The 14,290-nt window shown below is 35.6% G+C and carries 9 protein-coding genes and 4 pseudogenes; 3 read left to right on the top strand and 10 right to left on the bottom strand.

What is annotated here, in order from left to right; genetic code table 11:
- Positions 1-37: 37 nt before the first annotated feature.
- The 5 genes and pseudogenes from vanZ to EEL30_18635 form a co-directional block, all read right to left on the bottom strand.
- A complete protein-coding gene (gene vanZ / locus EEL30_18615) occupies positions 38-658 on the bottom strand; it encodes a glycopeptide resistance protein VanZ-F (protein ID QDX94121.1) in 621 nt (206 codons plus the stop codon).
- Between the two features lie 60 nt (positions 659-718).
- A pseudogene (gene vanY, locus EEL30_18620) lies at positions 719-1,582 on the bottom strand (VanY-A/VanY-F/VanY-M family D-Ala-D-Ala carboxypeptidase).
- Between the two features lie 117 nt (positions 1,583-1,699).
- Positions 1,700-2,797, bottom strand: coding sequence for a sensor histidine kinase (locus EEL30_18625; protein ID QDX94122.1), 1,098 nt, complete (start codon positions 2,795-2,797; stop codon positions 1,700-1,702).
- On the bottom strand, positions 2,790-3,485 hold the full coding sequence (vanR, locus tag EEL30_18630; protein ID QDX94123.1) for a VanR-FM family DNA-binding response regulator: 696 nt from the start codon (positions 3,483-3,485) through the stop codon (positions 2,790-2,792). The genes EEL30_18625 and vanR overlap by 8 nt, the downstream gene beginning before the upstream one ends.
- 200 nt (positions 3,486-3,685) lie before the next feature.
- A complete protein-coding gene (locus EEL30_18635) occupies positions 3,686-4,261 on the bottom strand; it encodes a recombinase family protein (GenBank protein ID QDX94124.1) in 576 nt (191 codons plus the stop codon).
- A 147-nt stretch (positions 4,262-4,408) separates the two neighbouring features.
- Here EEL30_18635 and EEL30_18640 point away from each other — a divergent pair.
- Positions 4,409-5,668 (top strand): annotated as a pseudogene (locus EEL30_18640) (Tn3 family transposase).
- Positions 5,669-5,969: 301 nt separating this feature from the next.
- On the opposite strand, the gene EEL30_18645 reads toward EEL30_18640, so the two are convergent.
- Positions 5,970-6,845: an SDR family oxidoreductase gene (locus EEL30_18645; GenBank protein QDX94125.1), complete on the bottom strand. Its 876-nt coding sequence runs from the start codon at positions 6,843-6,845 to the stop codon at positions 5,970-5,972.
- 146 nt (positions 6,846-6,991) lie between these two features.
- Here EEL30_18645 and EEL30_18650 point away from each other — a divergent pair, with 146 nt between their 5' ends.
- Positions 6,992-7,357: a transcriptional regulator gene (locus EEL30_18650; GenBank protein QDX94126.1), complete on the top strand. Its 366-nt coding sequence runs from the start codon at positions 6,992-6,994 to the stop codon at positions 7,355-7,357.
- Between the two features lie 197 nt (positions 7,358-7,554).
- On the opposite strand, the pseudogene EEL30_18655 reads toward EEL30_18650, so the two are convergent.
- Positions 7,555-8,124 (bottom strand): annotated as a pseudogene (locus EEL30_18655) (transposase).
- Positions 8,125-8,260: 136 nt separating this feature from the next.
- Here EEL30_18655 and EEL30_18660 point away from each other — a divergent pair.
- A pseudogene (locus EEL30_18660) lies at positions 8,261-8,419 on the top strand (hypothetical protein).
- 127 nt (positions 8,420-8,546) lie between these two features.
- Here EEL30_18660 and brnQ read toward each other — a convergent pair.
- The 3 genes from brnQ to EEL30_18675 all read right to left on the bottom strand — a co-directional run bounded on the left by brnQ (position 8,547) and on the right by EEL30_18675 (position 14,253).
- On the bottom strand, positions 8,547-9,923 hold the full coding sequence (brnQ, locus tag EEL30_18665) for a branched-chain amino acid transport system II carrier protein (GenBank protein QDX94127.1): 1,377 nt from the start codon (positions 9,921-9,923) through the stop codon (positions 8,547-8,549).
- Positions 9,924-10,681: 758 nt separating this feature from the next.
- Positions 10,682-12,460, bottom strand: a complete 1,779-nt coding sequence (locus tag EEL30_18670) for an ABC transporter ATP-binding protein (GenBank protein QDX94128.1) — start codon at positions 12,458-12,460, stop codon at positions 10,682-10,684.
- A complete protein-coding gene (locus EEL30_18675) occupies positions 12,451-14,253 on the bottom strand; it encodes an ABC transporter ATP-binding protein (GenBank protein QDX94129.1) in 1,803 nt (600 codons plus the stop codon). Before EEL30_18675 ends, EEL30_18670 begins: the two co-directional genes overlap by 10 nt.
- Positions 14,254-14,290 lie beyond the last annotated feature (37 nt).

The following is a 14,290-nucleotide window of genomic DNA, read 5'->3' on the forward strand; positions in this document are numbered from 1 at the left end:
TTTCCTCGTTATATATACAGACAATCATAATGTTCATTTAGATAATTTTTCGAAATAAAATTGGATAATGAAGTAATATCATACCTATAAATGAGCAAACTAAATAAAAAACAGCCTCGTATTTTACTACTAGAGAGGATTTAATATCAGGTTTTATTTCACCTCTTTTATGTACCATTACAAATAAAGCACTATATATTAAATACCCAATAATCGCCCCTAGGGTGTTCATAAGTAAATCATCAATATCTGTAATCCTATGATTTACCAATTGACTTAGCTCAATAGCCAATGAAAAAAATAATCCAGTATATGCAACATTTTTAATTGATCTAAACTGCGGCCAAATAGTTGGTAATAAAAAACCTAACGGCATAAATAAAATAATGTTCAAAATATACGTAGTACTGCCTTCAGAAGCAAAAGGGAGTAAGTTGATTTCACTTATACGAATTAATGTTTCATATCTTCCTATTACCCATATATTCCCTATCCCCGTCACCATATACACTAGCGCAAGGTAGAAAAGAAAAACATACACCCATAGAAAATGCTTAATAGATAAATTTTTTTGCGCCTTTAATAAAAATCCAATTTGAAACACAATACAAAAAATAATAGTACAAAAATAAGTATACAAAACTGTAAGTGTAAGCATATAGAATACGTCTCCTAACTTTACATTTAAACCTATGACTTTATCATTTTAGAACCTAATTCAAGAAAATGTGGTCACAATCACTCCATCAATATTATTACCAGATATTTCATACTGTTCATTCGCTGGTACTTCAACTTCAATTGTCTCGTTTTGAGAAATGGGATAATATGAAATTGTATATTTTTTCCCATCAACACTAACAGAAATGCTCTTTTCTTCTTTTAAATAATCCAAATATTCTTCCAAAGCTAAATTCATTTCCTGCATAATCGCACTGTGAGGCAAGCCGACATAGCGAATATGCCAAGGTTCATATTGAATTCCTGTAACATCCGTTTTATCCAAGGGATAGCGTAATATAAAGCCGTATTTTCAAGAATTTCCTTCTATCCACTCTCCTTCAGGTGCTTCTTCCATCTTCATTTGAGTAGACCCTACATCAAGTGCTAATCCTAAATTGTGTTCGCTATGACCAGCTGGCAAAGCATAGTCAGCCCCCATCTCCTCGTACAGTCTGTTTTGCTCATCAAAGTCTCGATAACCACTGCTAATTAAGAAATTACTAACCCCATCCTCTTCAGCCGCAGCTATCATCTCCGAAAATTTTTCAGCTATTTCTTCTGATAATTTTATTTCACTATTAAGTAACTGGTATCCGGTTGTTAATTCTTTGTGTGTAAATAAATTTATGATATCCGATTTTATACCAGCTTGATGAACAGCATATTCACTGTTAACCAAAAGCAGATTCCCTTGATAGATCTGCTCTTCTGTAATCTCAATCTTTTGGGTATTTTCAGTAGCTGTATTATCATTTTGTTCATATATTTGATCCTCTACTTTATCTTGGGATATCGGTAATATATTAAAAATAAAAACTAGAAATAATGCAAAAACCAATAAAAATCCCCACTTTTTCATTTTTAGTCTCCTCCTTGATGTAACTTGTTTATAGGATAGGAAAAACTTTTAAAATAAAAAGTGGGGTAAATATTAAATTTTTCTTAAATTTTTACTTGGATTTTATTATTAATCTTCTTAGGAATCCGCCATTGGTAATCGGACTTCAAATATAGTGCGTATTAAATCACTTTCGGCAGTTATTGTCCCATTGTGTTGCTCTACAATATTCTTCGCAATGAATAAACCGAGACCTGTACTATTTTCTTGATGAGTTCGTGCTTTGTCACCAGTATAAAGCATATCAAAAATATGAGGCAGTTCATCTGGAGGAATGGCATCCCCATAATTGATAACTTGAATAACTACTTCCTCTGAATCAATAAAACCGTTGATATCTACATACTGCCCCTCATACCCATAGCGATTTGCATTAATCAGAAGATTTTCAAACACACGTGCCAACAACTCTCCATCACCCATAATAGATAAAGGGGAAGTAATATTCATTCTTGCTATCAAATCGTTTTTCTCGAAGACAGGATACAACTCTTCTTTCAATTGAATAAGTAGCTCACTTAAGTCGATTTGTTTCTTTTCAATTGGTAACATGCCATAATTCATCCTAGTTAATTCGAATAATTCATCAATTAACCTTTCTAAGCGTTGAGATTTGGTAAAGGCAATCGTTAAATAATGCCTGATCTGATTTTCAGTCAAGCTATCATCCTTAAGGATTAAATCTAAATAACCTAAAACAGAGGTAAGAGGTGTGCGCAAATCATGAGCCAAATTTACTACTAACTGCTCTTTACTACTTTCCGAAAAGTCACCCCTTTCTATGGCTTGTTCCAATTTTTCACTTGCCAGATTAATGCCTTGTGCAATATCACTAAATTCATCATTTGACAATATTTGAACTCGATGCTTAAAGTCACCCTGAGCGAGATAATGAATTCCTTTTGAAATCTCATTGAAATAGGCAGAATAGGGTTTTGTAAGTAAAAAGAAAAATAATATCGAAAGCGTGATAAATAACAGTAAAAAGACGTTAAGGTCTCCAATATTTTGTATGATTTTGCGAAAATAAGCTAGTGTATCTCCATAACTAACATTTGTATAATAATACAATTGGAGTACTTTAAAGAGTAGGTATGTTATGGCGCTAGACAACAACATGCTTAAACCTAACAATATTATCATTTTTGAACGAAAGCCTCGTAGTATTTTACCCATTGAATTTATAACCTACCCCCCATACAGTTTTTATCAATTTGTTTTTTCGTTTATCCTCTTCAAGTTTTTTCCGCAAAGTACGAATATGAACCATAACGGTATTCCCACCTTCATAGTATGCATCCCCCCATACCTTCTGAAAAATATCTTCTGCACTATAAACTTTATTTGGATTACTGGCTAATAAATATAAAATTTCAAACTCTTTAGGTGTTAACTCAATATTCTTACCATATAGAGTAACTGTACGTTGTTCAGGAGAAATCGTTAATCCTCCAAATGCCAAGTTTGAGTTCTGTTTGGTTTTAGGTTGATTCAACTTCATAAAGCGTCGCAGCTGTGCATTTACCCGAGCTACCAATTCAATAGGTATAAATGGTTTCGTCATATAATCGTCTGCTCCAATCACGAGTCCCTGCACTTTATCAAAATCAGACGTTTTAGCGCTCAAAAAAATAATGGGCATATTATGTTTTTCGCGAATGCGACGTGTAACTTCATATCCATCCATTTTCGGCATCATAATATCCAAAATCAGTAAATCAATTGGTTGAGTCTGGATAACATCAATGGTTTCTTGCCCATCCGATACCTTAATGACACGATACCCTTCTTTCTCTAAATGTATAGCAACCAAATCAGCAATTTCAACATCATCATCAGCTATTAATATTGTTATATTTTTCATTTATTCCACTCCTAGACAAAGTTATCATTAATCGTCAATAAGTCATACGAAGTTGTATCATAAAAAAACATCAGTTTTTGATAGTTAGTTCCGCAAAGTTAGTTTAACAGTGTGAAGTTAGTTGAATAATTTAGAGTTTTTATTTATATTGTTTCCTTTTCTTCTTTAAAAATATTGCCCATTAGCGGAATACAGAATGGCTAATTATTCACTTCTGATAATTTCCTGTATAATGAAGCCCTAGATACATTAGTAATTTCACAAATTTGATTTACAGTCATATTTCCTTCTTTATATAGCTTTACCGCATAATTCATTCCTGCGTGATTTTTATGATACTTCTTTAATCGACCTTTAAACTTTCCTTCTTTCTTAGCCAATTCAATCCCTTCACGTTGTCGCATCCGAATAAGATCTCGCTCTAATTGGTTAACACCAGCCATTACAGTAATTAAGAATTGGCTGTATGGATTATCTTCTGATAAATCAAGCCATGTATCTTTTAGTGATTTTAAGCCTGCCTTTTTATTTCGTATGTTATCGATTAATTCAAATAGATCTTGTGTACTACGAGTGATTCGAGTTAAGTCTGTAACATAAATGATGTCATCTTCCTGTAAATCCTCTAACATTTTTTGAAGTTGCTCGCGATCCTTTGTTGCTCCTGAAACTTTCTCTTCATATATAATATCCATTCCGATCTCGTTCAGCTGCTGAAATTGTCTTGAAGGATTCTGGCTAGTCGAACTGACACGAATATAACCGATTTTCCGCAAAATATCACCTCATTTTTGAGACAAGTCTTATGAGACGCTCTTAACTATGATTTTATCAGTCTACTACACTTGTATCAATAGAGTACACTCTATTGATATATAATTGAACTAATTAACTGAATAATTAAAGAAACGAGATGATACTGTATGAAAATTGCGAGAGGTAGAGAATTGCTTACACCGGAACAGCGACAGGCTCTTATGTAAATTCCTGAAGATGAGTGGGTGCTAGGAACCTACTACACTTTTTCCAAACGAGATTTAGAAATTATAAATAAACGAAGGAGAGAAGAAAACCGTTTAGGGTTCGCCGTTCAATTAGCCGTTCTTCGGTATCCCAGTTGGCCATACACTCATATCAAAAGCATCCCGGATTCAGTCATACATTATATATCGAAACAAATCGGTGCCACTCCATCTTTGCTTAGTCTTTATCCTCAAAGAGAAAATACACTTTGGGATCATTTGAAAGAAATTCGAAGTTTACTCTAAAAGAATATCGAATGGTATTTAAGCATCTTCATCAATCAGCTTTGGAAAATGGTGATGCCGTGCATCTACTACATGAATGCATAGATTTTCTAAGGAAAAACAAATCATACTACCTGCTATCACTACACTTGAAAGAATGGTGTGGGAGGCAAGGGCAATGGCTGAAAAGAAGCTATTTAATACGGTTAGTGAATCTCTAACAAATGACCAAAAAGAAAAGCTTGAAGAGATCATTACTTCACACGAATCAAATAAAACTATAGTAGGTTGGTTAAAGGAACCGCCGGGTCATCCTTCACCTGAAACATTTCTAAAAGTGATAGAACGACTTGAATACATACGAGGAATGGAATTAGAAACAGTTAGCATTAGTCATTTGCATCGCAATCGATTGTTACAGCTATCCCGTTTAGGCTCAAGATATGAGCCTTATGCTTTTCGTGACTTTCAGGAAAATAAGCGTTATTCGATATTAGCCGTATATTTATTACATCTTACTCAAGAGCTAACAGATAAAGCTTTTGAAATTCATGATAGACAAATACTAAGTTTGTTATCGAAGGGACGAAAGGCTCAAGAAGAAATTCAGAAACAATGGACAAGCATTAATCAAAGCGAAAAGTACCTGATGACTCACCGGTGGATTTTATTTCAAAACGTTGGAAAAAGCATTTATACGAGAGTGATGGTATGAGAATGCAGATAGGTGTTTCATCATTACGTGCAGATGCAAACCCACATTATGGAACTGGAAAAGGAGCCACCATCTACCGTTTTACTAGTGATCAATTCTCTTCTTACTACACAAAGATTATTCATACTAATTCAAGGGATGCGATTCATGTTTTGGATGATTTGTTGCACCATGAGACGGATCTAAACATAGAAGAGCATTATACAGACACTGCTGGTTATCAATACCTTTTTATAAAAAAGTTAGAATTTAAATGGGTTCTTTCATTATAGACATGTATTTAAAGAATGATTTAAAAATAACTAACGATTCAAAATTGTTGGCCATCACCTTCCATAATCGCGCCCTTTAATGGAATAACAAAAATAGAAACACAAGATGCAAATAAGCTTATTATCTTCAACTAACACCACTCATTAGTTGACATACATTATTTCACATTCTTCAGAAGTAAAGCCTCCTAGTCCTTTTATATAAAAATGACCTCCATTACATATGAGAAGGTCATTTTTTTGATTAAACTTAATTTCCTGTTTGAGAGATTTGACTAACAATTTGGCTTAAAGCTTCGTTTATTGGTGTAGCAGGGCGACCGAGTAATTTTTCTAAATCGTTACTTTTTATCTCTAATCCACCATCTCGAATACCTTTTTGCGTATTTACGAGCATAGGAATATAGGCTTCTGGTACCCCTGCATCCTTCATAATGTCGGCATAAGTAGCATCATCGACTTGTTGTACATGGACTTCTTTCCCTAATACATCTCCAAGAGCAGATACTAATTCCTCTTGAGTCATTAGCTTACCGGAAAGCTCGTAAATTGTATTCTCGTGTCCTTTTCCAGTCAATACCTTTGATGCTGCCTCCGCTAAATCTTGTCGAAGTACCCAGCCTACTTTTCCTTTTCCTGCTGATGTAACCCAAGGTGCTCCTGCCATCGCGCCTTGTATGCCTCCAATTTCATTTTCAAAATACCAATTGTTGCGTAAAAATGAGTAGGGAATACCTGTTTTCAAAATGGCTTCTTCTCTGGCTCTATGAGATGAAGCGAGGAAAAATTTACTTTCACTTGCATTTGTTACACTAGTATAAGCAATAAATTTCACTTGAGCACGTTGAGCAGCGGCTACGGCATTCGTATGATGTCTCATTATTGTTTCATGATCCCCAAACGTAGATATAATTAAAAGTCGATCAATTCCTGAAAAAGCAGAATCTAATGTTTTTGGTTGATCAAAATCTCCGTGTCGAACTTCCACTCCAAGAGCTCGCAATCCTTCTGCTTTCTCTGGATTTCGAACACTAACAGCCAACTCACTCGCTGGTACATTTTTTAATAATGCTTCTACAACTTTTGACCCTAATTTTCCTGTTGCACCTGTAACTAATATTTTCATTTTCTTTCCCTCCAATTAAATTTTCATATTGAATTATGAAGCCTAGGTATATACTATATCCATAGTCACAATAATAAAAGTAGGTATTTTTTTGTGACATAGTCACAAAAAAAGTACCATTATGAGAGAGAGGGAAAATAGAATCAATGGCTCGATTTAATTTTCAAGGAGAACCACCTCCTGAAGAACAAGAAGAAGTATGCTCTTTGACACTTACTCAAAATGTAATCGCTGGAAGATGGAAAATTATTATTTTATGGTATTTAAGTCGGCGAACAAGAAGATTTAACGAACTTCAAAGGTTGTTACCGGGCATTTCAAAAGGAATATTGACAAGACAACTGAGAGAGTTGGAAGAGGACGGAATGGTTCACAGAGAAGTGTATAAACAAGTTCCTCCTAAAGTAGAATACTCGCTAACAATACAAGGGAAAGGCTTTATACCAGTATTGGACATTATGGGAGAGTGGGGTAAAAAATATATGGAGAAAAAACAAAAGGAATTAAATTAGTCCACACCAAGTTAATGAAAAAAGGGCTATGGCATAGACTATAGCCCTTTCTTATGTAAATTACCTCTTTTTCCTCAATTGTGAAAAAGGTATTTATTAATACACCTTATTCAATTAAATGGCCCGATTGCAGAATAAAAAAGACATTCTACTATCTTTTAAAGGCATTGTCATATTACACAAAAATTAAATAGGGCCCTTATATTGCTGCACGCATTACGAATTACTTGCAATTGGTTTTTACTTAAAGTTTTGACTGTACGTCTTGGCTCCTTAATCTTAAGAATGTTTTTATCAAACGAATTATCTTTTGTAATATGATGAAGAAAAGGTTTAAATGTCTTGAAACGCCCTGGTACTTGCTTTTTCAATTGATCGGATATATTTTTTCCGTAATCCTCATTACGAGCCATATAGTCATAGAACCCGATTACACACGTTATGATGGTATTTACTGTTTTTTCTGATCGTTTCGCTAAGGTCTCTTCAAAGTAAATAATTTTTGAAGATTGGTCAGGAATCCTCAGCCAACCGATGAATCGAGCCAAAATATCAAGGTTTACTTCTTGATAGCTTAACCCATACTCCTCTAGGAATTGAAAGTAGAGCTTTAGATGGTAACAGTATGATTTCAGTGTGTTTTCAGCTTTTCCAATGTTATCTAAATACTTTATATACTTTGCAACCGGTATGACAGGATAGCCACTCTTGTCAATTAACAGATATCTTTTCCTCTCTTGAATTAGAATTTCTTGTACTTTCAACATTATCACCCTCTGATTTCATAGGATATATATATTCATAAATTTCATAGTACACATAATGATTCTTTAAAGAAATCTAAAAGAAGTAGTTGTTATCGTTAGATACGTTAATAACTACTTCTAATACTAGTACAATAATGCTGGTTACACAGACCAAATTTTCGGACTGACTCATTTATTAGGATTTAAATTTACTCCAAGAATAAGAGATTTATCGGACTCGAAATTATTTACAATAGATAAAGCAAGTAAGTATCCAAAATTAGAAGTCATTTTACGTGGACAAATAAATACAAAGAATACGCATTTTCCTGACGGTACCCCTGATAGTAACGTTTTGGTAACCTAATAAAGATATCTAGACAAAAAAACAGCCGGCTTCACCCTATAGTAGTGAAATCGACTGTCGAGGTATTTACTGATATTTAACGTCTTTCTTCTATCTGTGAAAAAGTCTCATGAGATACTTTATCTCTTTTTACATGTTGCAAGCGATTTTCCGTTCCTTTTCCCCATAAGAATCCGATAAAAGCCCCCCCTATTGCTGGTAAAACCCATCCTATCCCTTTCTCATACAACGGAATATAGCGGTATACATCTGTGATGACAGAGACATCTATATTACTTTGTTGAAGGGCGTCTACCAAACTAATCATGGCCGTACACATCAAGCTTACTATATATACTGTTTTGTACCCTTTAAATAAAGAGTGTCCAAACGATAAAACGATTAAAACGATCGTCACTGGATAAATCACTAATAGAATCGGCACAGAAAAAACAATTATTTGATTTAGTCCCAAATTAGCAATGACCATACTAGTAAAACAAACAATTCCAGTCCAAGCTGTGTAAGAAAAGCGTGGCATAAGCTTTGCAAAATATTGTCCACAAGAGGTGATCAGGCCAACTGATGTAGTGACACATGCAAGCGTAAATACCGTTCCTAACAATACCGTTCCATATTGGCCAAATAAATAAGTGGAAACAGCTGTCAAAATTTCTCCTCCATTTTGATACGATGGCAATAATGATTGACTAACTGATCCCAAGTAACCCAGCATGAGATAAATAAGAGCCAATAGAAAACCAGCAAATAATCCTGTTCTCATTGTAAGACGAGCAAGCTGTTTTTTATTAGAAATATTTTTTCTCTCAAAAGCCGCAACAATGACTCCTCCAAATAGTAATGCAGCTAGTGTATCCATTGTCATATAGCCTTCCATAAAACCTTTGAATGTAGCTGTCTGACTATATACATCAGCTGGTTTTCCAAAAGTACCAATCGGATGAAACAAACTTTGTATGAAAATAATTGTAATCATTGTAAGTAAAATAGGCGTTAGGATTTTTCCAATCCGAGCAAACATTTTGGAAGGATTGAGGCAGAGCCAAAAATTAAAGCAAAAATATATGACAGTATACGCCGATAATGTGAAAGGATTGGAACGTAAAAATTCAGGTAAGAAAGGAACAACCCCCATCTCAAAAGCAACATTTCCCGCACGTGGTATAACTAAAAATGGTCCTAGGCATAAGTAAGTCGTCATAGTAAATACCACGGCAAAAATAGGATGAACTCGATTTGTTAAGATATCTAAGCCCCCACTTTTAGCAATCGCGGTTACTCCTAAGATAGGGAGACCGACAGCTGTAATCAGAAAACCAATCATTGCTTGCCATACATTTTCTCCTGCTGAATAACCAAGAGCTGGTGGAAAAACAAGATTTCCTGCTCCAAAGAATAAAGCGAACAACATAAGTCCGATATACAACTGTTCCTTCCATTCTAGCTGTTTCATTTTCTCTTCTCCTTTTTATCAATAAATAAAACCTCTCGCCTTATCATCACATTAAAAAAAATGATGACTGAGGCGAGAGGTTCGCGGTACCACCCAGTTTTACTAATTCACTCACGAGAACTAGACATTATGAAGTCAGAGACTTACATCCTATAACGTGGATCATCCGGTGTATATTACGATAGGCATCTACTCTCTTTTATGCTTTTCACATACACAGCTCATAGGCGACTTCGGAAAAAGATAGTGACCGTTCTCTCAGCCATGGAACGGATTTCTGTACATCTAGAGCCTTTTCCTACTCCTCCTACTCATTGCAAGTAAAGAAAATATGAAATTTTACATCTCTTTTAAAAAAACAAAAAACCTCAGAACGAAATGACATCTATCATCTCATTCTGAGGCGTATATATTTACACGGTACCACTCAGCTTTCTTGCTTTTTCACAAAAACAAGCTCTGTAAGTCAATCATAATGACTCAAGTCTTTTAACGAGACTAACCGTTACTCACTACTCGTACACACTCATTCTTTGGCGAGTAAAGCTCAAAGGTGACATTCAATAACCAGTCCGTCACCACCCTTCCAGCCAAGGGGCGGCTCTCTATCACAAACATGATTATCTACTATCCTTCTCAATGCCTTCATATATAAATTTTAACAACGTGTGACACGAAGTTACTTTCTATTTATTATAGCTAGCTTTTTCCTTGTGTCAAGATCTACGATGCTGTTTCTTCAAATATTGAAAAAATGATCAGATAGTAGATGCTTCAAACTCATGCTCTTCTGATAGACTGGTTTGCATATCATATAAGGTAGAATAGAAACCATTTTGCTTGAGAAGTTCTTTATGACGCCCTTGTTCAACTACTTTTCCTTGATCTACAACATAAATCGTATCAGCGTCTTCTACTGTGGACAGGCGATGCGCGATGATCAGCGTTGTTCTTTCTTGCATCAATTCTGATAAAGCTCTCTGCACCCAATACTCTGAACCTGAGTCCAACGCAGACGTTGCCTCATCTAATAAGAGAATCGGCGCATTTTTTACAATAGCTCTAGCAATTGCTATTCTTTGGCGCTGTCCACCCGATAACATAGCTCCACGCTCTCCCACTCTTGTTTGGTAACCATTTGGAAGATCCATTATGAAATCATGTGCATATGCCGCCCTTGTGGCCTCTACTATTTCTTCATGAGTGGCATTTAGTTTTCCATAGCGAATATTCTCTTCAATCGTTCCTTCAAATAAGTAGGCGTCCTGTGGAACATAAGAAACCAAGCTTCTCATTTCTGGAAGTGTATATTCCCCAATTGTTTTGCCAAACAAACGAATGGCGCCTCTTTGTACCGGATAATAGCCCAGTAATAATTTGATAACCGTGCTTTTACCACTTCCACTAGCTCCTACAAGTGCAGCCGTTTCCCCCTCTGCAATAGAGAATGAAAAATGATCTAACACCTTAGAACCAGGATCATATTCGAAAACAACCTGATTCATTTCTAGCACCATACCCTTGTGATGAGGAAGCTCTTCATCTATTGATGGATAACGCTCAGGTTCAATTGGCTCTTGAAGAAGTTCAATTACGCGGGAAGCGCCAGAGAGGGAGCTTTGCAAAATAGACAAAACTTGACCCAAGTGTAGAAATCCTAATGTTACTAATAGCTGCTGTTGAATAATCGCTACTAGAGACCCCACACCAATTACATCTTGTGAAACCATGATGATACCAAAAACCAGCATTCCTCCAAAACTTAAAAAGTTAATAAAAAAGTTGGTTCCTTCTAATAAGGCATTTTTGTGGCCTTGTTCAATTGTAGATGACGTTACTTGTTCATTCACTTCCGTATAGCGCCGTGTTACTACTTGATGTAAATGAAACATTTTAATGATGGGGAGCCCCGATAGAAAATCGTTCAATCTTTCCGTCAAAACACCTTGCTGTTGTTGAGTTTTATCACTAATCCTGCGCACTGACTTAGCAAATCTTGTATTAATATAGAGAGTTATCGAACTAAGTACTACAAGTATGGAAGCAAATCTCCAATCTAATATAAACATTCCAATCAAAGACCCTAGTAAAGAAATCAGAACGATCGTAATCGTCTTAATATGTTCGGAATACGTACGCTCCATCGTCAGTAAATCATTACTCAATCTAGACATAATATCGCCCGAATGATGCTGCTCATAGTAACGGGATGGAAATTTCCCCACCTGTTTAAACAAAATAAGTCTTATATCAGCCATTACCTCCTTCACCGTACGACGATAAATATAACTAAACGTAGGGGACAAAATACTTACCAATAGTAACGTTCCGCTAATCATGATTACTGCTCGAATTAACAAAGCAGAATCCTTCCCGCTTGCAAAATCAGTTAAATCTTTAAACACAAACGGTAGAACGATAACGATAGCTGCTTGAATAAAACCGTCGCCTAGCATACCCAAAAGGTATTTTTTCTTTTTAGAGCCCATAAAAGATAGCAGATATACAAGTTCGTTCATCCATTTTTTTATGAACATGTGTATACCTCCTCTTCTGCCATCCTTCCATGTTCGTCAGCGATAAATTGTTTTTTATATAATCTCGCATACACTCCATTTTGGGTGAGTAGTTGGTTATGTGTCCCACTCTCCACAATATGTCCTTTGTCAACTACCAACACCTCGTCGGCTTCCTTAATCGTTGATAGGCGATGGGCAACAACTAGAACAGAACGATTTTTCATCATGTTTTCCAGTGCTTCTTGTACCATTGCTTCAGACTGTGTATCTAACGCGGAGGTTGGTTCATCTAATAAGAGGATAGCAGCATCTTTTAGAATAGCCCGAGCAATTGCAATACGTTGCTTTTGTCCTCCTGATAAACGTGAACCCCTTTCCCCCACTATCGTTTCATACCCTTCAGAAAGCTCCATGATGAACTGATGGGCATTTGCCGCTTTTGCCGCAGCGATGATTTCATCTCTAGTAGCATCTTGACAACCGTACGCAATATTTTCTGCGATCGTTACTGGAAAAAGGTATGTATCCTGAGAAACCAAGGAAATGTGCTTTCGCATTTCAGTTATGTTCCATTCCTGTAGGGTATGTCCAAAAATGGTAATACAGCTATCCTCTTTTTCCTCTTTTATTGAATAAAAGCCACATAATAGTTTTAAAATGGTACTTTTTCCACTTCCACTTGCCCCTACTAATGCGATTGTTTTATTTTTTGATAAAGTAAAACTGACACGATCCAGTATTTTTTCATGACCATCATACGCAAACGATACATTTTTGAATACGACTGGCTCTGTATGTAGATCCATGTCTAAGCTCGGCTTATCTTCTTGTTCAATCGGTTGTTCAAGAATCTCGAACATACGTTTCGACGCACCTGATACCTCCTGTACTTGTGCAAATAAAACTGGCATCAGGGAAAGTGGCTCTATAATATAGTTGAGCAAATAACTAAACAACACTAAATTTCCTAAATCTAATTCCCCAGTCTGAATTAAGTATCCCCCGTATGCTACAAAAAAGATAATTGGCGCGGAAAAAAGTAACATTCCGGGAGCAGTCATCCACGCTCGCTTTTTTTCTACTAAGATTCCTTTTTGTAAAACGAGGGCCATAGTGGATGAATATTTTTCTAATAAAACATCTTTTAAATTAAAAGCCTTTACCATATGTATTCCCGAAACAGTATCTTGTGCAATTGAGTTCGCTTTTCCTAAATGCTGTTGCAGTTCTTCTGTATATTTTCGTAACGGCTTACTCATTACGCCCATAATCAAAATAGCTACAGGCAATATTGAAATACTAAGCAATACCAACTTCCAATTGGTCGACACTAGCAAACAAAGCGCCCCTACAAAAATAACAGGCATATAAAAAATTTGATAGAAATGTTGTTGCAAGAAATTTTGCAATAAAGTGGCATCATTTGTTAAACGGGAAGTGATATCTCCCGAATGATATTTTTCAATCGAAGCGATAGGCATTTTTTCGATGTGATAGGTAATATTATTTTTCAAATCCCGCAAGGCACTTGCACTAAATTTTACAGCAGAAAATTTAATGAAATATTTTGATATAAAACCGACAATCGTCAACCCTAAAATTAAGATAGCGAAACTTACTAGTTTTTGATAGTCATTTGTATTTTCTACCATTGTTCTAATTAAGATTCCCATCCAAATTTCGACTGCCGCTACGATAAGAGAAGTAACGATACAGAGAAAAACCCAAAAACGATATGGTTTTACATGTGTTAATACCCACTGGAACACAGGCTTTTTTGGGGTTATTTGCTCTTGTTTTTGAAAATTCATCTGCTGCTCCTCTCAAAAAGATAAATAGTGATTTCCC

It is taken from the genome of Brevibacillus laterosporus, assembly GCA_007833815.1.
Classification (GTDB): Bacteria; Bacillota; Bacilli; order Brevibacillales; family Brevibacillaceae; genus Brevibacillus_B; species Brevibacillus_B laterosporus_D.